Below are 23,611 nucleotides of genomic sequence, written 5' to 3' on the forward strand. Positions count from 1 at the left end.
AAGGAGGTTTAACCTATGGCGAGTCATGCATTATCCACAGAAGCAGAGATCGAACGGTTTATTGAGATCCGGCGCCAACTCCATCGGTACCCGGAGCTGTCGAACGAGGAATTCGAAACGACCCGCCGGATTAGCGAATGGTTGGAGGAAGCGGACGTAAGCATTCTCGATTATCCGCTTGCCACGGGAGTCATTGCCGAGGTTGGCGGACTTCAGGAAGGACCAGTCATCGCCCTGCGGGCGGATATTGATGCGCTCCCCGTACAGGAAGAGACCGGACTTCCTTTTGCTTCGGCGTTCCCTGGCAAAATGCATGCCTGCGGCCATGATTTTCATACGGCATCGCTGATCGGAACCGCCTTTGCCCTGAAAAAGCGGGAAAGCGAGCTGAAAGGAACGGTCAGGCTAATTTTTCAGCCGGCCGAGGAGAAGGCGAAGGGGGCGAAACAGGTCATTGGCAGTAGGGCGCTCGAGGGCGTAAAAGCCATATTCGGGATGCATAACAAGCCGGATCTGCCGGTGGGGACCATCGGGATTAAGGAAGGCCCTCTGATGGCTGCCGCCGACGGCTTCGTGGTCGAAGTGGCGGGGAGGGGATCGCATGCCGCGGTTCCGGAGGCAGGCCTTGACCCGATCGTGACGGCATCGCACATCATCACGGCTCTCCAATCCATCGTCAGCCGGAATGTCAGCCCGTTGAAGAGCGCCGTCATCAGCGTGACGAAGCTGCACGGCGGAACGGCGTGGAACGTGATTCCCGATCGGGCGTTGCTCGAAGGAACGATTCGCACGTTCGACGATGAAGTTCGCCTGCGAGTGCTTGAGCGCTTCAGCAAGGTGGTTGAAGGCGTGGCCGCGGCATTCGGTACGACGGCTGCCATCCGGTGGATCGAGGGGCCGCCGCCCGTGAATAACGACCCTGCTCTGGCCGAGCTCGGATATGCCGCCGCCGCAGATGCCGGCTATCAGGCCATCACGCCGGTTCCTTCGCCGGCCGGAGAGGATTTTGCCGTATACCAGCGGGACATTCCCGGTTTATTCGTCTTCATGGGTACGGCCGGGACGCAGGAGTGGCATCACCCGGCCTTCGACCTGGACGAGAAGGCTCTTCCGGTCAGCATCGGCTTCTTCACTAGGCTGGCCGAACGTGCGCTGGCGTTTTACGCCTCAGGCACAGGCACAGGCGGAGGTGCATCGCTATAGCCGCCGTAAATACGTTTGATGTCCTTGTGGTGGGAGCAGGCTCGATGGGCATGAGCGCCGGATATTATTTGGCCCGGCGGGGAGTGCGGACGCTGCTCATCGACGCCTTTGATCCACCGCACCGCGAGGGCAGCCATCATGGCGAGCCCAGGCTTATCCGCCATGCTTATAGCGGGGATCCGGTGTATACCGAGATGGCGGTTCGCGCGCATCGGCTGTGGAACGAAGTGGAGGATATGACCGGAACGAAACTGTTGGTGCAATCCGGCGTCCTGAATATGGCCGACAGCGGCGTGTATTCTTTCAAAGAGCGCATGGCAGCGGCCAAAGGGCAGCTTGCCCGTTGCGAGCGGCTGGATGCCGCCGGGATTCGCGAACGTTGGCCGGAGCTGCATATTCCGGAAAATTTCGAAGCTCTGTATGAGCCTGATGCCGGTTATCTTCGCAGCGAAGAGTGCGTAAGGGCCTACCGGAAGCTGGCACTCTCCTGCGGAGTTACGCTGTTGACAACACCATGGTACGGGAAGTGAAAGCCAAAGCCGGTTTCGTCTCCGTCTGTACCGAGCAAGAAGAATATCAGGCAGGCGCAGCGATTCTGAGTGCAGGCGCTTGGTTTCGCACTCTTTCCCCGTTCGTGAATTTGCCGATCCGGGCGGTCCGCAAAGCGGTCGCGTGGTTTGAAACGGGTTCCCCTGCCTTTGATGCCGGACGGTTTCCGGGCTTCACGCTGAACACCCGGAAAGGCGGTTATTACGGGTTCCCCAGCATCGGCGGTTCCGGGCTCAAAATCGGGCGGCATGACACCGGATCGATCTGGGATCCGGATCAGCCGCTGGCCCCTTTCGGCAGCCATGCCGAAGATGAGGGCGACTTGCGGGATGTGCTTGAAGCTTACATGCCGAGAGCGGCAGGCAGACTGAAGCGAGGGATCGTCTGCAAATATGAAATGTCTCCCGACGAGGGGTTTATTATCGACAGGCACCCGGAGTTCCCGCATGTTTGGATCGCGGGCGGTTTTTCGGGCCATGGCTTTAAATTTTCGAGCGTGGTTGGAAAGATGCTGTCGGATCTCGTCATCGACGGGCATACGACGCATGACATCCGGCCTTTTTCGCTGGCCCGTTTTAACCGGACCGTGTCCGTGTAGTTTAGCGATGGAGGAGATGGAATGAACGACATCCGTGTCGAAGCTTTTTTGAATACCCATGAACAGCTGCTTGCCGCCGTCGATGGCCTAAGCCAGGTTGAGCTGCAATGGAAGCCGTCGGCGCAGGCATGGAGCGTGCAGGAGGTGCTCTCGCATCTGGTGGACCACAGCATCGTGATCTCTTTCCGGATTCGGGATATTCTTGCCGGTACCACGAACCGGCTGCCGGCATTTCATCAGGATGCCTGGGTCGGCGGCCAATACTCCAATGCGGGAAGCTCACGCGATATTCTGGACGTTTTCCGTTCGCTTCTGCATTATAACGGCTTGCTGTTTCACCGTCTGAATGCTGCAGACTTGGCCAAAACCGGCGTGAATGTAAAAGGCGAAATCGTAAGCGTGTCGGATATTGTTGACGGATTTATCCGTCACGTGCAAAATCATCTCGGTCAAATCGAGCACATTAAAGAAGCTGCCGCTCTTGTTTAAGGCGAACAGGCAAGACAGTCCGCAATCCTAGATAAGGAGGAAATGGAAGATGGCTAAGAAAAGACAGTTGAAACTGGGGGCGCTACTTCATGGCGTAGGCGGAGGAACGTCCATGTGGCGGCATCCGGATGCGCAGCCCGACGCAAGCGTGAATTTTGAGCTTTATAAAAAATGGGTCCGCAAGGCGGAAGAGGGCAAATTCGACCTGATCTTTATAGCGGACGGCTTGTATATTAACGAAAAATCGATCCCCCATTTTTTGAACCGATTTGAACCGGTCACCATTTTGAGCGCGCTCGCAGGGATCAGCCGACATATCGGTCTTGTTGGCACGTTATCCACCTCCTACAGCGAACCTTTCACCGTAGCCCGCCAGTTCGCATCCCTGGATATGATCAGCGGCGGCCGCGCGGGATGGAACGTTGTCACGTCCCCGCTGGAAGGTTCGGCCCTGAACTACGGCAAAAAGGAGCATCCCGACCACGACAAGCGATACCGGATCGCCACCGAATATCTTGAGGTAACCCGCGGCCTGTGGGATTCATGGGAAGACGACGCCTTCGTGAAGGATAAGGAAACCGGCGTGTTTTTCGATCCGGAGAAAATGCATGCGCTGAACCATGAAGGCGAGTTTTTCTCGGTGAGAGGGCCGCTGAATATTGCCCGCTCCAAGCAGGGGCATCCGGTGATCTTCCAGGCGGGAGCGTCCGAAGTCGGCAAAAATTACGCATCGAAAGAAGCCGATGCCGTGTTTACGGGCCATGAGACATTGGAAGAGGCGGCTGAATTCTACAAGGATGTGAAATTTCGCGCTGTCTCGTTCGGACGAAATCCTGATGATGTATTGATCTTTCCCGGAATCGGACCGATTATCGGCACCACGCCGGAGGAGGCCGAGCGCAAGTATCAGGAGGTAGCGAGGCTGGTAACCATCGAGAATGCACTGAACTACCTCGGCAGATTCTTCGAACACCATGATTTCTCCCAGTATCCGCTGGATGAGCCTTTCCCTGAGCTTGGGGATCTGGGCAAGAACAGCTTCCAAAGCGGTACCGATAAAATTAAAAAGGATGCCAGAGAGAAGGGACTCACGCTCAGACAGGTGGCGCTTCAATCGGCTACGCCTCGCGGCGGTTTCATCGGTACGCCGGAACAGGTGGCCGATCGAATTCAGGCATGGTACGAGGGGGGAGCGGCGGACGGTTTCATGATTACGGCGGCTGTTCCGAACGGTCTTGAGGATTTCGTCGATCGGGTTGTGCCGCTCCTGCAGGAGCGTGGGATTTATAGAACGGAATACGAGAGCGACACGCTGCGCGGCAATCTGGGTTTGTCCGTGCCCGAAAACCGATACAGCAAGGATAAGACGGTTGCCGCCGGTCCCTGAGGCATCCGTCCGCATTTTATCCGATCACGACGTTCTTGGGTAAGGAGGAATATCATGACAAGAATCGCTTTTATTGTTGGAAGCCCGACCAGGGGATCCCGTTTGTTCGGATTGACGGGATATCTGGAGGAACGCTTGGCTCTTTCAGGCTATGACATTGATTTTGTGTCGGCGGCAGATCTTCCTGCGAAGGATTTGCTTAGGGCCGATTTCAACAGTCCGGCTATCAAGCAGGCCGTAGCCGCGGTTGAAGGGGCAGAAGCCGTCATTATCGCCAGTCCGGTTTATAAAGCTTCATATTCGGGTGCGCTGAAGACGATTCTGGACCTGCTCCCCCAAAAAGGGCTTCGGGGCAAAGTAGTGCTCCCGGTATTCATCGGAGGGACGATAGCGCATTTGCTTGCCGTCGATTATGCTTTGAAACCGGTGGTGGCTGCGCTGGGAGGAACCCATATTTTAGGCGGCGTGTTTGCCGTGGATCAGTGGATCAGCCGGCTTGAAGATGGCGGCTATGAGATTACGGAGGAACTGAAGAGCCGGTTGGATGATGCTTTACAGGAGCTCGGAACGGAGCTTGCCCAGTATGCTCGCGATACATCTGCAGGCCGCCGGGAGCAGGCGATCTGATACTTACTGCTATAGGACGAACTTCCTTGTACAGAGTGCAAAAAACCGTGATCCTGAGCTATGGATCACGGTTTTTTGAGCTGCCATATACTTGCCCGCCAAGCCCCCCGACAAACTTTCCGAAAACGCAAATCCATGTAATCGTCCATTTTGGAAGGGAGGACATTTAAGCAACTTAAGGTTTGACAACTAGAAAGAACTGGATTATGATACATAACTATCAGCGACTATCAAAGACACGATTGTTGAACCGACCTGCCAGAGAGAGAAGTGATTGGTGAGAGCTTCTTCAGAGTTTGATTCAACGATTACCCCTTTGTAGCTGTGTTTTTGAACCCGTCATCCGCTGTCACGCGGATACGGTATTAGAGGACACCGAATCATCCCCGTTACCGGATGTCTGAATGAGGATCCGACGTGCACGCTGCGATTGGCGATGGCAAGTTTCGGATCGAATGAGGGTGGAACCACGAGCCGAACGCACTCGTCCCTTGGGGACAGTGTGTTTTTTTGCGTTCAAACCAATTTGATGGAGGGATAACCATGTCAATCGTAGTCACATTGCCGGATGGAAGCAAGAAGGAGTATCCCGCACAAACGACGGTGAAGCAAATCGCGGATTCCATTAGTATGGGACTCAAGAAACATGCGGTAGCAGGTAAAGTAAACGGCAAGCTGGTGGATCTGGACCGGGAGCTTCGTGAAGATGCGGAAGTGAGCATTATTACGCTGGATTCGGAGGACGGGCTTTATGTTTACCGGCACAGCGCGGCCCACTTGATGGCCCAAGCGGTTAGACGCATCTATGGCCAGAAGTCCGTAAACCTGGGGGTTGGGCCGGTTATTGAGGATGGCTTTTATTATGATATGGATCTGGAGCATTCGATTACGGCGGATGACCTTATCGCCATCGAGCGGGAGATGCAGAAGATCGTGCAGGAGGACCTTCCCATCGTCGGCAGAGAGGTAAGCCGTGAGGAAGCCGAGCGAATTTTTCGCGATGATCCTTACAAACGGGAACTGATTCATGATTTGCCTGCGGATGAAGCCATTACGGTGTATCAGCAAGGGGAGTTCATCGACCTGTGCAGAGGACCGCATCTTCCTTCGACGGGTAGGATCAAGGTGTTTAAATTAATGAGCGTCGCCGGTGCCTACTGGCGCGGAAATTCGGATAATAAAATGCTGCAGCGTATATACGGAACGGCGTTTCCCAAGAAGTCGCAGCTGGAGGAACATCTGTTTTTGCTTGAAGAAGCCAAAAAACGGGATCATCGCAAACTGGGCAAGGAGTTGGGATTGTTTATGTTCTCGGAAGAAGCGCCTGGCATGCCTTTCTTTTTACCCAACGGATGATCATCCGCAATGAGCTCGAGCAATTTGCAAGAAAGCTTCAGTTTCATCGCGATTACGATGAAGTGCGGACGCCGCTCATGATGAATAAGCGTCTGTGGGAAATGTCCGGGCATTGGGACCACTACAAGGATAACATGTATTTTACGCAAGTTGACGAGACGGAGTATGCCTTGAAACCGATGAACTGTCCGGGGCATATGTTAGTCTACAAAAACGCGCTCCATTCCTACAGAGAGCTTCCGATTCGCATATCCGAATTCGGCCAGGTCCATCGGCATGAATTCTCCGGGGCTCTGAACGGCATGATGCGGGTTCGTACGTTTTGTCAGGATGACGCCCATATTTTTGTCAGACCCGATCAAATCGAGGAAGAGATCAAAGGGATCATCGAGTTCATTGGTCAGATTTACGAAGTATTCGGGTTTGATTACGGCATTGAATTATCAACAAGGCCGGAAGATTCCATGGGCTCGGAGGAGTTGTGGGAGCGGGCGGAGTCCTCATTAAAACAGGTATTGGATCAGCAGGGGCTGGATTACCGGATCAATGAAGGAGATGGCGCATTTTATGGACCGAAGATTGATTTTCACATCCTCGATTCATTAAAACGAAGCTGGCAGTGCGGCACGATCCAGCTGGATTTCCAGTTCCCCGAAAAATTCGACCTTTCTTATATCGGAGAGGATAACCTGAAGCATCGGCCTGTCGTCATTCACAGAGCGGTGTACGGGTCCATCGAGCGATTTATCGGAATCCTTACAGAGCATTACGGCGGCGCATTTCCTTTGTGGCTGGCTCCCGTTCAGGTCAAGATCATTCCGGTATCGGATCATTTTCTTGACTACTCCCTGAAGGTGAAGAAACGCCTGGAGCAAGCAGGCGTACGCGTCGATGTCGATGCAAGGAACGAAAAGCTGGGATACAAAATCCGGGAAGCGGGTCTGTTGAAAACGCCGTACACGTTCGTCTTGGGCGAGAAAGAGATGAACTCTGACCTCGTGTCCGTCCGAAAACGGGGCGAAGGGGATCTGGGGGCAAGCACGATAGATGATGTGATGGATATGCTTCGGAAAGAGATAGAGTCAAGAAAATAATGATGATTAGGGCTTCTGATAAAGTTAGAATTTTAGCTTTGATCAGGAGCCTTTTTCTTAACGATTTAACAGGTGCCACCATGACTTAAAATATAGTGAATGTCGAGGTTCATAGTCTGTTTGATCCGTTTGTGGATCTGGTTCAGGGCGAATCCCGGCATAGTGAATGTTCCAAGCTTTGATTCCCGTTCAGGACGTCAGAAATCCATATAGATAAATTCCGTAGTTTCGCCCGAGAAGAATAGAATGCCCAGCACAATAGCCAAAATGGCCAACGAACCCGCTACCGTCACGATCCCCAGAAAAACGAAGCGGACGATGCGTTTTCCCCATGTAAAAATTTCGGATTTATTCCGTTCTTTACGGCGTGTCTGTAATTCCAAGGATCTTCAGCCTTTCCAATAGGATTTCCCCGAACACGGCGCTGCCTTTATCGATGAGATGCGACGTGTCGTGATAATACTCGTGCGGGACAACGTTGACCGCTTCATGATTGAATTCGATGAACGGATAGCCGCGGGATTCGATGAGCTGCCGATAGGCGCCCATGACAGTGTCATATTCATTCCAGTTAAGCAATTGACGTTCCGAAATAAGCTGATTGTCCAGCGGCGCCGAGTAGAACACGGCTTGTATACGATGATGATCCAGCAGGTCGAGGGTTTTCCCCATCATGAACAGCCCGAAGCTGCTGCTTGAATCAAAGGGCTGTTCCCATTTATAGAGGTCGGCGTAATGCTTGACGATTTCCTCCTGCTGGCGGGTTTTCAGCTCATCATAAGATTTGAATGGCGGAGTATAGGTAGGGGCGATTCCTTTTCTCCGATCCCGTATCGTCTGAATATCCCTCCGCAGCTTCTCGGTGGGCGTGCGGGTCTTCAAGTAACGATAGCTGAGAACATCCCGGTCATGATACAGCGTCCACTGATTCAAAATGCCGGTGGTCACCCGGTTATGCACGGCACTTGGTACCGACCCTTTGTCCTTTTTCGGGAAAGGATCCAGCCAACTTCTTGGAATGTTCTGATCCAGCTTGCTCAACAGCACGGGATAGACCGCAACTTCTGGCTCGTTGTCCGTCGCCGGCAGGATTCCGTAGTTGATCTCATATACCGCAACATCGATGTCATCAACCACGGAGGCCAAAATCGCGTATGTTTCCGTGAGGCGTGCGCCGGATAAACCAAAGTTGAGGACGCGTTTATTTTTCATGTTAGCCTGTAATACTCCGGCGGTTGTGTTTCGGCTTTCTTTCACGGTAGTCCCATAAACGGTGGAAGGGCCGAACATGCCAACGACAGGCTTGTTGCCCACCGGATGTTCTCTCAAATATTCAATCCATAACGGCGTATATACAATAGAGCCATAGGCAGGGACGCGTAATTCCTTCTCGGCGTGTTCGGCAATGTCTTGCTTCATTTTTTCGACTACTCCGTCTGCCCGCCGCGTCACATAGATCAACCCGATGATGGCGATTGCCGTCATCATTATACCCAGCTTTTTCATGGGGAAGTTTCCAACCATCTGCCATTCCTCTCTCTCTTAAGCCTCATCTAAAATCCAAACAGTTTCAACAGCAAATCCCAGCCATCCGCTACCGGCAAAACAAAGAACAACCGGCTCAAAGTGACTCCGAAAAAAGTGGTTCCCACGGCAAGCAGCGTTGTCCCTGGCTTCACCCATGCCGGGATCGGCTTCAGTACGGGCTTAAGCCGTTTGATATAAAAGCGATGGACGCACAGCATCAAGCCATGGAACAGTCCCCATACGACGAAATTCCATGCGGCGCCGTGCCACAGCCCCGATACGGCCATGGTACACATCAGGTTCATGTACACTCGCGGCGACGATACGCGGCTTCCACCCAAAGGGAAATAGACGTAACGGGTCAACCAGGAGCCAAGGGAGATGTGCCATCGATTCCAGAACTCGGCTATGCTGCGGGCCAAATAAGGGAAGCGGAAGTTCTCCGGCACGACGAAACCGAACAAACGAGCTGTGCCAATCGCAATATCCGAATAACCGGAAAAGTCAAAATAGATCACAAAGGTATAGGCAAGTAGCGCAATCCAAAGCGTCTCCATATCCGCCCCCATGACTCCTTCCCGTGAATAAACCGGCTGTGCCAGCAGGTCCAAACTTCCGGCCAGCACAAGCTTCTTAAAGAGGCCGATTCCAATCCGCCAAGCCCCAAAGGCAAGATGAGAGGCTTGAAAATCGGCAGTTAATTGCGGAAAGAAGTGTTGAAATTTTTTGATCGGGCCGGCCACCATCGTCGGAAAGAAAAAAAGGAATGAAAACAAGCCTGCCGGCTTATGCTCGGGAAGGTTTCCGCGTTTTCGCTCGACGATATAATGAATCAGCTCGAAGGTAAAATATGAGATTCCGAGCGGCAGCACCATTTGTTCCGTTTTCGGAAAAAACGGTTTATGTACGTAGTCCAACAGATCATGGAGCGTCTCGATCAGCATATCGCTGTATTTAAAGTAACCGAGAAGGAGAATGGCGCCTGATATAGCTGCCGCGTATATCCAGCGAGCCGTCCGCTTGGTGGCTGCTTGGATAAGCAGGAACGCAGCCATGGCTTCAAAGAGCAGCAGGAAAACAAAGGAACCGGCATAATAGGAATAGAACGTAACACCTGATGCAATAAGTACGATAGGCCTATGGCGAAGTGGAGTTACGTGGTATACGGCAACCGCCAAGCATACAAATAACCAATAAAACCAGTCCGTATATATCATGATATAACTCTCACCAACTGTCTTTGCACGCTGGGGACGGGGTGAAGGAAACGGAGATAGCCTGATGCGTAGTCCATCGGTACGGTATTGTCATATTTTACCATCATGCAGCAGCAAATTAGATACTCCCGTTCCTTGCACACTTCAAATAATAACTGTCTGTGATTCAATTGATGTCACTTCCTCGTCATGTGGGCTAGCCTGTTCTATCCATATGACGTCCCAGCTTCGCGATCCGTTCGCATGGATTCGGGAAAATGTTCAGGGTGGCGGTAAAGTTTTGAGATGGCAGGTGCTCTCACCAGTAGGGGGATTGGATATGGAAGTTATTAAAAAGGCAGTCCGGAAACTTAAACAAAGTTCCGGACTGCCATGATTCATTTCCACAGAGGCGAAAATGAAATAGTAAAAGGCCCCGTTTTCACTTCTCCTTGTAGGCACACCTTATAGGCGCATATAGTAGACGGTTTTTAAATAAGTTATTTCACGAAGCAAGCTATTCCTTTGTAATAAACTTTTTACCCAGCAGCCACATGCCGCAACTTATCACCAAGAAATATATAGGCATCGTCAACAGAGAACCATTATGCAGAAGACTCATTCCCCATGTCGTTAAGCTCACCAGCAAGTAATATCCCAAACTGAATATCGCGCCTGCCGTTCCCACAACATCATGAAAATCGACTAGGGCAAGGCTTAAACAATTGGGTAAAGCCATGCCGGCTCCCATTAAAATGACAAACAGGGTGATTAAAATACATGAGACGACCATAGCATCCGGCAACGCGGCAAGACTGCTTGCGAACGTTAACAGCAAAGCCCCGATGGTCATCACCAGGCAGCCGGCGTGTATAATCTTTTCCGGAGCATGGACGGCCAATAGTTTTTTTGAAACCATGGCGCCGACAATCGATGCCAAAGCCACCGTAATACCCAGAAAACCATAAACTCCCGGCGATATATGAAATCGTTCAATGAATATAAAGGGAGCTTCGGCGTAGTAACTGAATAAAACCCCGTTGATGCCGCCGATCAGTACCCCAAACACCAGTACGCGAGGCAGCAAAAGCATTCTTTGAACTACAGGCAGAATGGCAACCCTTTTTCGGATGGAAACATCGGTTGTTTCAGGCAACCTAACAAAGGCATACGCAAACAAAAGAACGCTCATCATCACTAGCGTAAAAAATACAGCCCTAAAGCCCAAAGCTTGGTCAACCCATCCGCCGATAAGCGGCCCTACGGCCGGCGTAAATGCAATGACGGCAGATATTTGGGCAAACATGGCATGCCGACGATTACCTGACACGCTCTCGCGAAGAATCGTTTGCGTGATGATCGATCCTGTAGCCGCCCCAAAGGCTTGGATGAAACGGCTGACAAGAAGCAGGCTTATGGATTCGGAGTAAAAACACATCAAGCTTCCCATACCGTAAACGATGAGGCCGCCCAGCATGGCAGGCCTCCGACCGATGAAATCGGAAAGCCAGCCCCAGCAGAAAACGCCGAACGCAAATCCGATAAAATAAATGCTTAAGGTCAACTGTACGGCATTGTTGGAGACATCGAGCGCAGCCGAAATATCGGGTAAAGATGGTGTGTAGATCGTTTCGCTGATTTGCGGAAAAGCCACAAGAAGAATCATTAAAAGCAAAGACGGCGCTGCATATTTTTTCATTTTGTTTTGCCCTCCTACAGGCTTATATTTCAGACCGAAAGAAATATAAGCTTAGCTAGGGAAAGGGGGGCATCATGACGGCTATGCGATTATAAATCATCATTTTCCAAATCACGCTTTCATATTTTTGTGTAGGAGGGCTTGCCTAATAAACCGCTAATTGGAAGCAGCGATGATCTTTGGTGTCAGATTAAAGCAAAAGAATACCATGTTCCGTAATTCATATCAAGGCTGGAAGGTAAGGCTTAAACAAAAGCTTCACGATTTCGTAACCTCAAAGATTTTTTCACGTATTAGGATGTGAACATGAGTCCAACTAAAGTAAAAGTTGAGGGAAACCAACGTATGAACATGGAAATGACATATCAAGCCGATACATGGTATGAACAGGCTGAACAAAAGGCGGCTGAGTATTTTGCGTCGCTTTATGCCCAGGTTACGGAAAAGACGTATGTGCCTTTGCTGACGGAAGATTTTCAATTGTGGAAAAGGAACCATGTTCCATCCCATTCATGGCTGTCCTTTTTTTCGCGAGGGAAGAGAAACCCGGATTCAAGGGATTATCATAGATATATGACCTGGCTGAATTACACGGGTAAACTGGATGATTACTTGGATCGAAGCGTTTCTTATATGTACATGAGGGACTTGGGGAAAGACCTCAATTCTCCCGACACGCTGATCAGGATTCAGCATGTCGTCGCCGATCTCAAAAATCACCTGATCCATTCCAGCAGAGCAAACGTGGAAGACCAACCGGAGTTTATGAGTTTGGCCGGGTTGTATCGATGGTCCCAGAAGGAAGGCATAGAAAACGCCGTGATCTGGGTAATTAACAAACTGAAGAACGTATCTACCCATATTCCGGAGGAAATGAATGCGGAGCAAGCCCAGCGCAAACTGATCAAAATCATCATCGGGGTTGTTCTGCATGTGATTGAAGAGATGGAAGAGACGGACGGGGAGATATTGCCTGCAGAACGTGCTGAGCGGCTTGATGAAGCTATCCGGTTGGGTTATTCCTATGGGCTAACCTATCCTTTCATCGACGATCTTCTCGATTCCGGAGCCTTAAGCGATCAAGAGAAAGAACAATATTCCCGTATGATACAGAGCGCGCTTCTTACCGGCTCCGTGCCGGATTTGGGCGCGTGGACAGGAAACAACCTGGAAATGATCCATTACGTACACTCGGAGCTTCGGGAAGCTTTCGAGTATGTGAAGAGACATCAGCGACCGGAAACGCAGAACCTGTTTTTCGAGCAGTCCTATGTGTTTTTTCACTCCCAGCATATGGACCGGATCAAGGATTTATCGAATGCAAATTACACCAACGAAGAACTCTATCTTCCCATTATCCTGAAATCCTCATCTTCCCGTTTGATTGTCCGTTCCGTCATCCGAGCCCGCATGGATGAAGGTTTGGATTCTCGAATGTTCGTTTATGGCATCTATAACCAACTGGCCGATGATTTTGCGGATATGTTCGAGGATATGAGCGAAGGAGCGGTAACGCCCTATACTTATTATTTAAAATACCGTGATCAGCGTCCGGATCTGATCAATCCCTTTGAATTATACTGGTCCGTCATCTCGCACTTGATCCATAAAGTGTACCATTCGGATGCCAAGACCCGTGAAGTCATATTGGATCGTGCCATCAATGGATTAAAGCGTTGCAAAGTTCGCATCGGCACGGATAAGTATAACGAAATTATGGAGATATTTGCCTCCGGTATTCCGGCATTCAATCGCCTGATCCAGCGCATGGTTCAAAAAGCGGATAACGTGGATTTTTTCGATAAACTGCTTCGGGACCAGATGGTGACCTTTTTGAGAAATGACCGGAAAGAAAAGGAGTACTTTTTCGAAACGGTCAAAACCGTTCGCGATCAGATCAACAACCTGCTTCACATCCCTAAGCCTAACGATATTCCGACCATGGAAGAATCTCTTATCGACGCTGCCAATTACAGCCTCATCGGGGATGGCAAGCGCTTAAGGCCCATACTGACTTGGGTGATGGGCGTAAACGAATATGGGCTGAAAGCTTCGGCTATCGCTCCGCTTTTGAGATCATTGGAATATATGCACACCGCATCCTTGATTTTTGATGATCTGCCGACGCAGGATAATGCATCCACGCGCAGAGGCCGTCCAACCTTGCATCAGGTGCACAATAGCGCCACAGCGGAATTAACCGGTCTGTTTCTGATCCAGAAGGCGATTGAAGAACAATCGTCCCTCGACGAGTTTGATGCGAAAACCGTGGTTGCCCTGATGCGATATTCGTCCAAAAGAGCAGGCGATATGTGCATGGGACAGGCGATGGATTTGCATTCCAAAGGAAAAGCATTGACGCTGGAGCAGTTGAATACGATCTGTTTTTATAAAACCGGAATCGCGTTTGAGGCTTCTCTGGTGATGCCAGCCATTCTTGCCGAGGTCAAGGAGACGGAAATTGCCGCTTTGAAGAAATTTGCTTATCATGCGGGGATTGCCTTTCAGATCAAGGATGATTTGCTTGATTTGGAAGGAGATCTGCTCTTGCTCGGCAAACCTACGGGCAAGGATGCGGAAAACAATACTTCGACGTTTGTGACCATCCTTGGCCGGGAAGGCGCCAGAAAAGAAATGTGGGAGCACTATTGCCTTGCCATGGAAGCGTTGAGAGAGCTGCCGCGCAGTACCGCTTTTCTGAAACATTTAATGAATTATATGGTTAACCGGGACAGTTAAGGGCGAATAGCGGAGAAGGGGATCGCGTTTGAATGGTAACCGAGCTATCGAATAGTCGGTGAGGCATCTTCTTAGAAAAAGAAAAAAATACACCGAAATGAATTAAATATGGCTATCCACCGCGTTGTACGCGGTTTTTTTGTTGTAAGCAGCATCGTTTTTTCCATATTTGAATTATAGCGGTTTTGGCGTCCCTTTTTCGAGAGCTGAAGTGTTATATAAATGTTTATAAGAAAAACGGGGGAGGGGAGTAGGAGCGTTGGACTTGATTGAGGAATATATAAGGCGCGTTAAAGCGGGCGAAGTGGATTGTTTCGAACCGATCGTCGAAGCTATAAAAAACAAATCTACATATATTGCTGCCGAATGCTGGGCTGCAGGCAGGACGCCCAGGATGCGGTTCAGGATATTTTCATCAAGGCGTTCACAAAAATACACTTATATGAGGAAAAGGTATCGTTCTCCTCCTGGCTATATAAGATTGCTTATCACCATTGCCTCAACATGCTCCGTAAAAGAAGGGTGCGCATGCGCGTGAACCGGATTATTAAGCCGGCAGCGGTCGCGGATAGCGTAGAGCAGACGCTGGAAAGACAATGGTTCAGCGAACCGCTGGAATATGCCATGGCCAAGCTGTCGGTTGAGGAACGGAATCTATTGGTCCTGCGTGTTTTTGAAGAAAAACCGTTCACGGAAATTGCCCAAATTCTGGGTAAGAATACGAGTGCGGTCAAGAAAAAATACGAAAGGTTAAGACAGAAGGTCATGAAGCTGATTCAAGAAAGAAAGGGGGGGCAGAATTGTGAGAGTTCCAGTACAACCGGAGAAAAACCTGAGAAGCATGGAATTACAATCCGTTGACGAAGACGTGGACGTGACCCCTGCCATTATGCAAAAGGTGCGTCAAATTCATCAAAAGCGGCATGGGAGACCTCAAGGGAATCGTCGGAAATCCGTTCTTATTGCCACGATTTCTGCGATTATGGTTCTTTCCTCCATTACGGTGTATGCTAGCACCTATTTCATCGAAATCAAAAACAAGGAAGGCGAGATCATTCTGACCACGAAGGACCCGTGGAAAACCACGGTTTCGGAGTACAGCCAGCGACGAAGAAAGGAGGCTAAAGCCGAGCTGAAGAAAAAGTTGAAACCGGGACAGGTGGCCGTCTTTTATATTAAGGACCCTAAAATCTCGGCGAAGGCGGACCCCCTTGATTATTTTTATAATACGATCCAGCATAAAACTTATGATGATCTGGCAAAAGAGATAAGAGAAAAGGGGGCGCCGGAGCTGCTTCCTCCTGACTATGTCCCTGAAGGATATGCATTTGATCATGGAAGTATCCAAATGGGCTTCGAGCTAGTGCCGAATACCCCCGAATATGAAAGCCTGCTGAATGAACTAAAGAAAAAGGCAGAGAAATCGAATGAAAAACAGGGGGTATTTTACAAATTGGTTGATTGGTCCAGAGCAACTGCATCCGTTCTCGAATATCGAAAAGGCGATAACCGAATAACCATTGTCGCTTTTGCCAGACCAAAAGGTTCGGCGGTACAGGTCCTCACAACGGAAGCGGTGAAATTGAAAGTGAAGGGAAAAGAAATGATTTTGTCTACCACATCCGAACATAGTAGGAGATTATCATGGCTTAGTGAGAGCGAGACTGTATTTTACATGATCACAGAGGATCCGAAGGATCCGCTGTCCAATGACGAGTTTGCCAAGATCGCGGCCGGCATGATCCCGGATTAAGAGAAAATTAATTATTCTGAAACGTCACTTTTCTCTTTAATCAGGTGTTATATGAAATGTAATTCAAAACCAAGGGCCTAAAAACGCCGAAAGGAGCACGAAAGCAATATGAATAACAAAATGAAAATCGCTTTGTTTCTCGCCGCAACGATGATGATGGGGTCCGCAAATGCATTTGCAGCAAGCCCATCAACTGTCCCGCAAGGAAAACTTACGGCCGCGGTTACCGCGAATTCCGAGAGCCCGCCAGTCTCGGTTAATGACCAAATCGACAAACAAGCAAAAGGGCTTAAACCGGGAGAAGTGATGGCATATTACGTTAAAGACAAGGCAAGGAACCCGCTCGACCAAATATTCTTTACTGGAAAAGGTTTTGTTCTTAATAACTATAACGACTACTTAAAGAAAGCTAAGGAAACGAATGCCCCATCTCTTGCCAAGCCGAATGAATTACCCGAAGGTTATACATTTAAAGATGGAATTGTATTTTTGAAAAACCCGGAAAAGAGTTCGGATTTATACAAAAATTTGGAAGAAGAATTGAAGGCCGAAGCAGCCGAGGGCGGAAAAAGGGTATATACCAAAACCATAAAGGTTCGTGAAGCGGCCCATTCCTTGCTTAAGTTTCAAAAAGGTAAAGCGACACTTTCGATAGTTGCTTCCTATATATACCCTTCAGAGCCGATCGGAGGGACCCCTGTGCCGTTCAAAAATCCCAATGAAAAGACGGAGACAGTGATGATCAATGGAGTGGAATGCACATACACGGCAAATTCTAAAGAAACAGACCATTTGGAGTGGGTGGATGAGGAAAAGCAGATTCGTTACAAAATCTCTGCAGAAAACATGAAGGCGGATGTGCTCGCATTCGCTGAAAAAATGCTGGCTGAATGATGACGCTGAGTGCCGGCTTAGCAGTCTGGAAACGGAATAAATAGAAGACAAAAGGCGTGCCGCTTCAGGCATGCCTTTTTTGCTGACATGAAACATGCATAACAGCGATTTACCCCGCGCATAGTAAAGACGAACTCTATTCAGCAGCAAGGGAGGCTTTTTGCATGAATGTTCAAAGAGCACAAGAAATAGCGTCTTCTCCCGTCATGGCGAATGTACTGTGCGATGGGACGCAGATCTATATCCAGCATGTGAACGAGCAGCGCGAGACGGCACGGATCTATCCGCTGAACAATCCGGAAGACGAGCGGGAAGTGCCTTTGTATGCGTTAACTGAACAAAATCAAACCACGTAATAAGGAAGGAGAGAACACAAGATGAAAGACAACAATATGAAAGCAAACAAGTATAAAGAAGCCGAAGCCGATCGTTTGAACTTCCATGATCGAACCGAAGATGCAGTCCGGCGGGTACCTGCCTCGACGGATGCCAGCGAAGCCGTAATGGCGATGACCTCCCATATCGACAAATACGACGTACCGGATGAGTTGGAGGACAAATAGTTCAGCGGCTAATAGCACGTACAGGATACCTGAACCCTAATCGCAGGATTTTTGCAGGTCCGGCGGTTAGGGTTGACTGGGAAAAACGGCGGTTTGTATAATGAAAACATGACTATACCGATAATTTCCACGAAACTATATATTCCCCCTCTGCGGACCATTTCGGTCCCCCGTTCACGGCTAACCGGGCGGCTGAGCGAGGGCCTGCATCGTAAACTGACTCTTGTCTCCGCCTCTGCAGGTTTTGGCAAAACAACGCTGGTCTGCGAATGGCTTGCCGAATGCAAACGGCCGGCTGCCTGGTTGTCATTGGACGAAGGGGATAACGATCCAATCCGCTTTCTTATTTACCTTCTCGCCGCTTTGCGGACGATCGTGCCGAACATGGATGAAGGCGTGTTTGCAACGCTCCAATCTCCCCAACCCCCACCGCTCGAATCGATGCTTACAGCCCTTTCCAATGAAATCGCGACCTATCCGGACCCGATCATCCTCGTTCTTGACGACAATCATGTCATTGATTCCCCATCGATTGACCATGCCCTTGTTTTTCTGCTGGATAACCTGCCTCCGCAAAAACATCTGGTGATCGCTACCCGCAAAGATCCGCGGTTGCCCATTGCCCGGTTGCATGTTCGTGACCTGTTAACCGAATTGCGTGTTGCGGACTTACGGTTTTCATACTCCGAGTCCGCCGAATTCCTAAACCGGGCGATGGCGTTAAATCGAGGTCATCCCCCTGCACTTTCGCGGCGCGATGAGCCCGGTACTGAACTGGATTTCGTCGCTCCCGGAGACCGAATTGGATAAGAAACCCTCGCTCCGGTTGATTTATGCTTCGGCGCTATTGATGATCGGTCAATTCAATGGGATTGAAAAGCAGCTGCTGGCGGCCGAAACATCGCTTCAAGGCAGCGAGCAGGATGAAAAAGCCCGAGACCTTATCGGCCATATTGCATCCATCAGGCTGCAATCGCTGTCAGCCAGCACCAGGCTGAGGCGATTCTGGCCGAGTCTCAACGCGCGTTGGCATACTTACACCCTGGTAACCTGCCCGTCCGGACGGCCACTGCATGGACGCTGGGATATGCTCACCAGCTTCAGGGAGATCGTGCCGAGGGCACTCCAATCGTGAGATCAGCGAGCAGCTTTTCATCGCACTGAGTACCGTTAAAGGGGCATAACCGGATTATTTTTGACAAACTGCAAGTGAAACGCCGCACCGAGGCTGTAGCACTCGCCCGCAAGTTAGGGCTATTGTAAATCTTGTTCTGTCAGCGAGCCGAAACCTCTCCAAAACCATACTTTAGTATCTATATGTCGATACCGTGCCGACGCTATACTATGGCAAAATGAGTTTGGAGGAACCCTCATGAAAGCGATGGTATGCACCAAATACGGACCACCGGAAGTTCTGAAACTGAAAACCATAGAAAAGCCTGCTCCCAAGGATAATGAAATACTGGTAAAAATCCATGCAACAACCGTTACGTCAGGGGACTGCAGAGTTCGCAGCTTCAACAGCCCTATCCTGTACTGGATACCCATGCGTCTATTTTTAGGCCTCAGGAAACCAAGAAAAGCCATACTCGGGGTGGAGTTGTCCGGGGAAATTGAAGCCGCCGGCAAAAACGTTAAACGATTCAAGGAAGGCGATCGGATCTTTGCATTAACCGGTATGGGTTTTGGGGCCCATGCGGAGTATGCTTGCTTGCGGGAAGACGGAATGGTAGCCTTGAAACCGGCCAATGCAGCTTACGAGGATGCGGCAGCCATTGCCTTCGGTGGAACTACAGCCTTGTATTTTCTTAGAAAAGCGAGGATCCGAAACGGGCAAAAAGTTCTGATCTATGGAGCTTCCGGAGCGGTAGGAACTTCCGCGGTACAGCTTGCCAAATATTTTGGGGCCGAAGTTGCCGGCGTATGCAGTACCGTGAATTTGGAATTGGTGAAATCTCTGGGAGCCGATAAGGTCGTCGATTACACAAACGAGGATTTTGCGGAAAACGGAGAGCGGTATGATATCATTTTCGATGCCGTCGGGAAAATCTCGAAAGCGAACTGCAAGAGGGCACTTCAGCCAAACGGAGCATATGTGACAGTGGATGGACAGGGGATCGTCAAGGAACGCGTGGAAGACCTGATTTTCCTCAAAGAGCTTGTGGAGGCAGGGAAATTCAATCCGGTTATCGATCGGCGCTACCCGCTCGAGCAAATACCCGAGGCGCATAGATATGTAGAAAAAGGACACAAGAAGGGAAATGTAGTCATTACGGTGTAGGACCTTGAAAGAAAAAGGAACTCTTTTATGTGAAAAGCCGAATAAACCAAACAAAGTTTTATCTTACGCTAATATAGGCGATTTTTATTATATGAGATTATACCAACAGGGCTTTTTTCATGAAAGGAGGCTATGCAAATGGACATACGCGGTTATATCCAACAAGGTTTTGAAGCGTATTATGATCGCTATAACCAAGTTACGGAGGAAGGTTTTTGCAGATGGATGCGTCCAGGCGTCCCGGATGAGATGAAGGCGGCCGATTGCGATGAAGAATGGTCGAGATGGAAATTAGTCCCATCCATTGTAAGCAAAGATGATATTCGTGGTCTGGAAAAAGAATTTGGACTGGTATTTCCGGCGTGGTATAAAGCATTTATTTCTACGTATCATCATTATTTTGACGTCGTACCCGAACAAGGTATTGATGAGCCTTTGGATCACATTAAAAACATGTATAATCCATTGCTGTGCAGGATGGGTTACCTTCCGTTTAGCTGGGATACAGAGTACGGCAGCATTATATGTTTAGATCTAAATGAAAGCCCGGATGAGAACCATGCCATCTATCAGATTGATCATGAAATACTGTTTGATTTTGATGACGAGAATACGGAACGCGATCAGCTTAAAGAGTCATTGATATGGCTGTACCCGAATTTCAAGGCGTATTTTGACCATGCTTTTTTTGGAAAATGAAATAGGGGAGGCCGGAGCAGCTGAACCTTTTCTCCGGTGCGTTTGAAGAATAACGGATCTCCACCTTTGCCATACTATGGTCAAACTACCGCTGCAGGTAAAAAAAGGAGTCTGATCCGTTGAATATAGCAAGCGTCGAAACGTTCCCATTATTTTATCCGCTGAAGCGGCCTTATGGCGATGCTAACGGCTTTAAACATTACCGAAGCCTCTTCTTGTTTCGCATTACAACCCAATCGGGAATCGTTGGCTGGGGGGAGTGTGCGGATTGGCTGCCTGTTTTGAAAAAGGGGTTCGAAGACAGGATTATTCCTTACCTGATAGGTAAACCAGCCTTAAACCGGCTTGAATTGGTGAACCATATTCAACAGTGGCATCAGCGCGCCGCCGCCGGCGTGAGTATGGCCCTTACCGAAATCGCGGCGAAATATGCAGGGCTTTCCATATGCGATTTATGGGGAGGAAGCTGGAGGAACTCGATACCGGTTTACGCGTCCATTCAATCTTATTCGGATCGAGAGGATTGGGAGCAGCATTCACTGGATCTCGTGGAAAAAGCGGCGATTTCAGGTTTTAACCAAGTAAAAGTCAAGGTGGGCGGGAAAACATTTAAGGAAGACCGGTCTCACATTCAAAAACTCCAAGGTCAATTTTCCGGTTCTTGCGATTTGATCCTGGATGCCAACCAAAGCTATGATCTGGCTGCGGCCCGCGAGTGGGAAAAGGTTTTTTCGAAATCGGATAACTTTTTATGGTTTGAAGAGCCACTCCCCATGAACAGGGTAGAGGATTACAAAATGCTGCGTTCAAGCCTTTCTGTCCCTCTCGCCGGAGGAGAAAACCTGAAAAACTCGAAAGATTTTCTGCCTCTTTTACGGGAAGGGGCGCTTGATATAACGCAACCGGACCCGTCCCACGAGGTCGGTATGGACGAGTACAGGCAAACGCTTTCCTTTTCCCGCAGTTTCGGTATCCGGACATCGCCGCATACTTACGATGGCGCGTTATCCCGGTTGTATGCTTTGTTTGCTCAGGCCTGCCTGCCTCCCTGGAGTAAGATGGAAAAGGAAGACATCGAACCCGTTGAATGGGACGTGATGGATAATCCGTTCACTTCCATTACGCCCGTTCAAGCCATGGCTGGCAAAGTGACCATCCCTGTCGGTACGGGAATCGGGTTGGAATTGGATGAGCAGATTTTGAAGCGATACCGCTGGGATGGAGCGTTATATTGAGGGGAATGTAAGCTGCTGCGTTCGAGGAGAATGCATCGACGGATGCGATCATCCTGGACCAAGCGGAGTGCAAAGTGGGTTAACGGTAGAACGGTTGAAAACGCTAAACTCGTATTCAAGAAGATATATATTAGGCAAGCATTTGATTTATGGATCAAATGCTTTTTATTTATAAAATACATATTATGTTATAACAGCAACCCCAAAAATTTGGTGAATATGCAATCCATAAACACATACGGACAGACTCTGTTTGAGCGATTGCTATTGAAGTTCGGTCTCTATTTATGCCTTAATGTACTTGTCCCAACGAACCAAGTAAATATCAGAGAGTGTTAAGGGCAGATTATGTATTGCGTAATTTGAGTCCTAAAGAAGCTGATAGATTTTTTTAGATGTGTATAGTATTGATTATCCTGAAGCAATAGAATTAGGAAAGAGATGGTTTAAAGAGCATCAATTAAGTAAGGCTATGAAGGATGAAATACATATAAGTACGATAATTAATGAAATTTATAAAGCTGCGAGCCGCTCGGCCCTTGGTTCGCGAGAAGAACTTGGCAGAGAAGTGGATTCAGCTCACAATCCTGCGAGGCTAAGTCCGATGGACCTGGTCGCTAACCCTCCCTTAAGCCTCTCGGGTTCCTAGATACATCAACGTTAAGTGAAATTAATGCATAAAAAATCCTAATAAACATACGCGGAAATAACCCCTGTAAAAGTGTTATAAAATGAGCTATACTAAGGTAAGAATAAATAAGGAGTCGTGCGGGAACACGACTCCAGTGTACAATAACTGCATAAAGAGCAGTCGGCCGCTAAGTGGTGGTCGAAATAGACCGTTTCCTTAGGCAGGGCGGTCTATTTCTTTTTCATGTAGGTAAGAAGCGCCAGAATGAACATGCCAAACATGAACATTAAGGAAAGAGCATCTTTGACCTCCATGGGCATCACCTCCTTTCCGGGAGACTAGCCGACCGCCCTTATAGCCGTATATTGTACTGGGAAAATTATATCACAATGAACAAAATAAACCGATATATAACTAAAATAACTAAGAAAGAAATAATAGAACTTATATTAAATGCGGTTTGAATGAATCACAAAGAAGGCAGCAACATCACTTAACAATGCATCTACACTACGGGGCATTTGCCCTTTGGTTGTCAGATGTGTGAGCAGAGAAGAATATTCAGACAACACACGACCCGACCTAAGATAAGAGTTATCTAAGGTCGGGTCGCGTCCCGTCGTAGATGCGAAGCGTTATATGACATACACATAATAAGACTTATCTCCAAATCTCACCAATAAGGATTTGATTTAAATGACGTTTAAACAAAAGTTATATTGCAATAATTGCATGCTATTTAATATATACGGTTTAGAAAAAACGATAATAATTACAAGAAATGAAACATAGTAGGTAGATTCGGAGGAGTGTGTACGTCATATAAACCAGCTAATCAAAGTCAAGTCTTCGATAAAATAATCTTTGTCATTCCAAAATTGTACATACTTAAATAAACCTACCCATGAGAGCAGACGAAACTGGAATTAGAATCCAATTTAAGAGTTTAATGAGCCTGAAATGCCGATCCTGAGTTCCACATGCCAAAAATAATGCGTAAAAGCTTATGAGAAGCAGCGACAATTGCGACTTTTGCCGGTTTGCCTTCGTCTCGTTTTTGCTGATAGAATTGAAAGAGAGTCGAATTTCTA

20 protein-coding genes and 2 pseudogenes are annotated in these 23,611 nt (G+C 48.9%); 17 read left to right on the forward strand and 5 right to left on the reverse strand.

The features are described from left to right. Positions 1–15 precede the first annotated feature (15 nt). The 6 genes and pseudogenes from XI25_RS20385 to thrS all read left to right on the forward strand — a co-directional run bounded on the left by XI25_RS20385 (position 16) and on the right by thrS (position 7,303). Positions 16–1,203, forward strand: coding sequence for an amidohydrolase (locus XI25_RS20385; protein WP_046679964.1), 1,188 nt, complete (start codon positions 16–18; stop codon positions 1,201–1,203). A gap of 50 nt (positions 1,204–1,253) precedes the next feature. Then, positions 1,254–2,350: pseudogene (gene solA, locus XI25_RS20390) on the forward strand (N-methyl-L-tryptophan oxidase). A gap of 21 nt (positions 2,351–2,371) precedes the next feature. Further along, positions 2,372–2,839, forward strand: a complete 468-nt coding sequence (locus XI25_RS20395; RefSeq protein ID WP_046679965.1) for a DinB family protein — start codon at positions 2,372–2,374, stop codon at positions 2,837–2,839. A gap of 49 nt (positions 2,840–2,888) precedes the next feature. Further along, positions 2,889–4,226 (forward strand): LLM class flavin-dependent oxidoreductase, encoded by a 1,338-nt coding sequence (locus XI25_RS20400; RefSeq protein WP_046679966.1) that lies wholly within the window; start codon positions 2,889–2,891, stop codon positions 4,224–4,226. A 54-nt stretch (positions 4,227–4,280) separates the two neighbouring features. Then, complete coding sequence (ssuE, locus tag XI25_RS20405; RefSeq protein ID WP_046679967.1) at positions 4,281–4,853, forward strand: NADPH-dependent FMN reductase; 573 nt, start codon at positions 4,281–4,283, stop codon at positions 4,851–4,853. A gap of 543 nt (positions 4,854–5,396) precedes the next feature. Then, positions 5,397–7,303, forward strand: a pseudogene (gene thrS / locus XI25_RS20410) (threonine--tRNA ligase). Between the two features lie 197 nt (positions 7,304–7,500). Here the strand turns inward: thrS and XI25_RS20415 are convergent. From XI25_RS20415 to XI25_RS20430, 4 genes are all read right to left on the reverse strand, one after another. Next, the gene (locus XI25_RS20415; protein WP_046679968.1) at positions 7,501–7,686 is read right to left on the reverse strand and encodes a hypothetical protein; all 186 of its coding nucleotides are present in this window, start codon (positions 7,684–7,686) and stop codon (positions 7,501–7,503) included. Then, complete coding sequence (locus XI25_RS20420) at positions 7,664–8,809, reverse strand: hypothetical protein (protein ID WP_046680013.1); 1,146 nt, start codon at positions 8,807–8,809, stop codon at positions 7,664–7,666. Before XI25_RS20420 ends, XI25_RS20415 begins: the two co-directional genes overlap by 23 nt. Positions 8,810–8,856: 47 nt before the next feature. Next, the gene (locus tag XI25_RS20425) at positions 8,857–10,047 is read right to left on the reverse strand and encodes an MBOAT family O-acyltransferase (protein WP_046679969.1); all 1,191 of its coding nucleotides are present in this window, start codon (positions 10,045–10,047) and stop codon (positions 8,857–8,859) included. A gap of 496 nt (positions 10,048–10,543) precedes the next feature. Next, positions 10,544–11,725, reverse strand: coding sequence for a multidrug effflux MFS transporter (locus tag XI25_RS20430; RefSeq protein WP_046679970.1), 1,182 nt, complete (start codon positions 11,723–11,725; stop codon positions 10,544–10,546). Positions 11,726–12,070: 345 nt separating this feature from the next. On the opposite strand from XI25_RS20430, the gene XI25_RS20435 reads away from it, so the two are divergent. From XI25_RS20435 to XI25_RS20485, 11 genes are all read left to right on the forward strand, one after another. Continuing rightward, on the forward strand, positions 12,071–14,464 hold the full coding sequence (locus tag XI25_RS20435; protein ID WP_046679971.1) for a polyprenyl synthetase family protein: 2,394 nt from the start codon (positions 12,071–12,073) through the stop codon (positions 14,462–14,464). A gap of 309 nt (positions 14,465–14,773) precedes the next feature. Further along, positions 14,774–15,325, forward strand: a complete 552-nt coding sequence (locus XI25_RS20440; RefSeq protein WP_235440013.1) for an RNA polymerase sigma factor — start codon at positions 14,774–14,776, stop codon at positions 15,323–15,325. After that, on the forward strand, positions 15,267–16,217 hold the full coding sequence (locus XI25_RS20445; RefSeq protein ID WP_235440014.1) for a hypothetical protein: 951 nt from the start codon (positions 15,267–15,269) through the stop codon (positions 16,215–16,217). The genes XI25_RS20440 and XI25_RS20445 overlap by 59 nt, the downstream gene beginning before the upstream one ends. Positions 16,218–16,325: 108 nt before the next feature. Further along, on the forward strand, positions 16,326–17,111 hold the full coding sequence (locus tag XI25_RS20450) for a hypothetical protein (RefSeq protein ID WP_046679972.1): 786 nt from the start codon (positions 16,326–16,328) through the stop codon (positions 17,109–17,111). A gap of 164 nt (positions 17,112–17,275) precedes the next feature. Further along, a complete protein-coding gene (locus XI25_RS20455) occupies positions 17,276–17,467 on the forward strand; it encodes a small acid-soluble spore protein H (protein ID WP_046679973.1) in 192 nt (63 codons plus the stop codon). Between the two features lie 21 nt (positions 17,468–17,488). Beyond that, entirely contained in the window at positions 17,489–17,674 is a 186-nt protein-coding gene (locus XI25_RS20460; RefSeq protein WP_046679974.1) for a hypothetical protein, read from the forward strand. 108 nt (positions 17,675–17,782) lie between these two features. Next, positions 17,783–18,484, forward strand: a complete 702-nt coding sequence (locus tag XI25_RS20465) for a hypothetical protein (RefSeq protein ID WP_152669183.1) — start codon at positions 17,783–17,785, stop codon at positions 18,482–18,484. 195 nt (positions 18,485–18,679) lie between these two features. Then, on the forward strand, positions 18,680–18,838 hold the full coding sequence (locus XI25_RS35090) for a hypothetical protein (RefSeq protein WP_235440030.1): 159 nt from the start codon (positions 18,680–18,682) through the stop codon (positions 18,836–18,838). A 208-nt stretch (positions 18,839–19,046) separates the two neighbouring features. Beyond that, positions 19,047–19,955 carry an NAD(P)-dependent alcohol dehydrogenase gene (locus XI25_RS20475; protein WP_046679977.1) on the forward strand — a complete coding sequence of 303 codons (909 nt, stop codon included), beginning with the start codon at positions 19,047–19,049 and terminating at the stop codon, positions 19,953–19,955. Positions 19,956–20,093: 138 nt separating this feature from the next. Further along, a complete protein-coding gene (locus XI25_RS20480) occupies positions 20,094–20,654 on the forward strand; it encodes an SMI1/KNR4 family protein (RefSeq protein WP_046679978.1) in 561 nt (186 codons plus the stop codon). A 119-nt stretch (positions 20,655–20,773) separates the two neighbouring features. Further along, the gene (locus XI25_RS20485; protein ID WP_046679979.1) at positions 20,774–21,889 is read left to right on the forward strand and encodes a mandelate racemase/muconate lactonizing enzyme family protein; all 1,116 of its coding nucleotides are present in this window, start codon (positions 20,774–20,776) and stop codon (positions 21,887–21,889) included. A gap of 861 nt (positions 21,890–22,750) precedes the next feature. Here the strand turns inward: XI25_RS20485 and XI25_RS36455 are convergent. Further along, positions 22,751–22,834 carry a putative holin-like toxin gene (locus XI25_RS36455; RefSeq protein WP_220687457.1) on the reverse strand — a complete coding sequence of 28 codons (84 nt, stop codon included), beginning with the start codon at positions 22,832–22,834 and terminating at the stop codon, positions 22,751–22,753. Positions 22,835–23,611 lie beyond the last annotated feature (777 nt).

The sequence above is a fragment of the Paenibacillus sp. DMB20 genome, from assembly GCF_000987955.1.
Lineage (GTDB): Bacteria > Bacillota > Bacilli > Paenibacillales > Paenibacillaceae > Paenibacillus_AQ.

Coding starts and splice junctions, on each gene's coding strand:
- XI25_RS20455 (WP_046679973.1), top strand. CDS start 17,276: ATGAATGTTCAAAGAGCACAAGAAATAGCGTCTTCTCCCGTCATGGCG.
- XI25_RS20460 (WP_046679974.1), top strand. CDS start 17,489: ATGAAAGACAACAATATGAAAGCAAACAAGTATAAAGAAGCCGAAGCC.
- XI25_RS20400 (WP_046679966.1), top strand. CDS start 2,889: ATGGCTAAGAAAAGACAGTTGAAACTGGGGGCGCTACTTCATGGCGTA.
- XI25_RS20395 (WP_046679965.1), top strand. CDS start 2,372: ATGAACGACATCCGTGTCGAAGCTTTTTTGAATACCCATGAACAGCTG.
- XI25_RS36455 (WP_220687457.1), bottom strand. CDS start 22,834: ATGGAGGTCAAAGATGCTCTTTCCTTAATGTTCATGTTTGGCATGTTC.
- XI25_RS20475 (WP_046679977.1), top strand. CDS start 19,047: ATGAAAGCGATGGTATGCACCAAATACGGACCACCGGAAGTTCTGAAA.
- XI25_RS20465 (WP_152669183.1), top strand. CDS start 17,783: ATGACTATACCGATAATTTCCACGAAACTATATATTCCCCCTCTGCGG.
- XI25_RS20385 (WP_046679964.1), top strand. CDS start 16: ATGGCGAGTCATGCATTATCCACAGAAGCAGAGATCGAACGGTTTATT.
- XI25_RS20450 (WP_046679972.1), top strand. CDS start 16,326: ATGAATAACAAAATGAAAATCGCTTTGTTTCTCGCCGCAACGATGATG.
- XI25_RS20425 (WP_046679969.1), bottom strand. CDS start 10,047: ATGATATATACGGACTGGTTTTATTGGTTATTTGTATGCTTGGCGGTT.
- ssuE (WP_046679967.1), top strand. CDS start 4,281: ATGACAAGAATCGCTTTTATTGTTGGAAGCCCGACCAGGGGATCCCGT.
- XI25_RS20480 (WP_046679978.1), top strand. CDS start 20,094: ATGGACATACGCGGTTATATCCAACAAGGTTTTGAAGCGTATTATGAT.
- XI25_RS20430 (WP_046679970.1), bottom strand. CDS start 11,725: ATGAAAAAATATGCAGCGCCGTCTTTGCTTTTAATGATTCTTCTTGTG.
- XI25_RS20435 (WP_046679971.1), top strand. CDS start 12,071: ATGAACATGGAAATGACATATCAAGCCGATACATGGTATGAACAGGCT.
- XI25_RS20420 (WP_046680013.1), bottom strand. CDS start 8,809: ATGAAAAAGCTGGGTATAATGATGACGGCAATCGCCATCATCGGGTTG.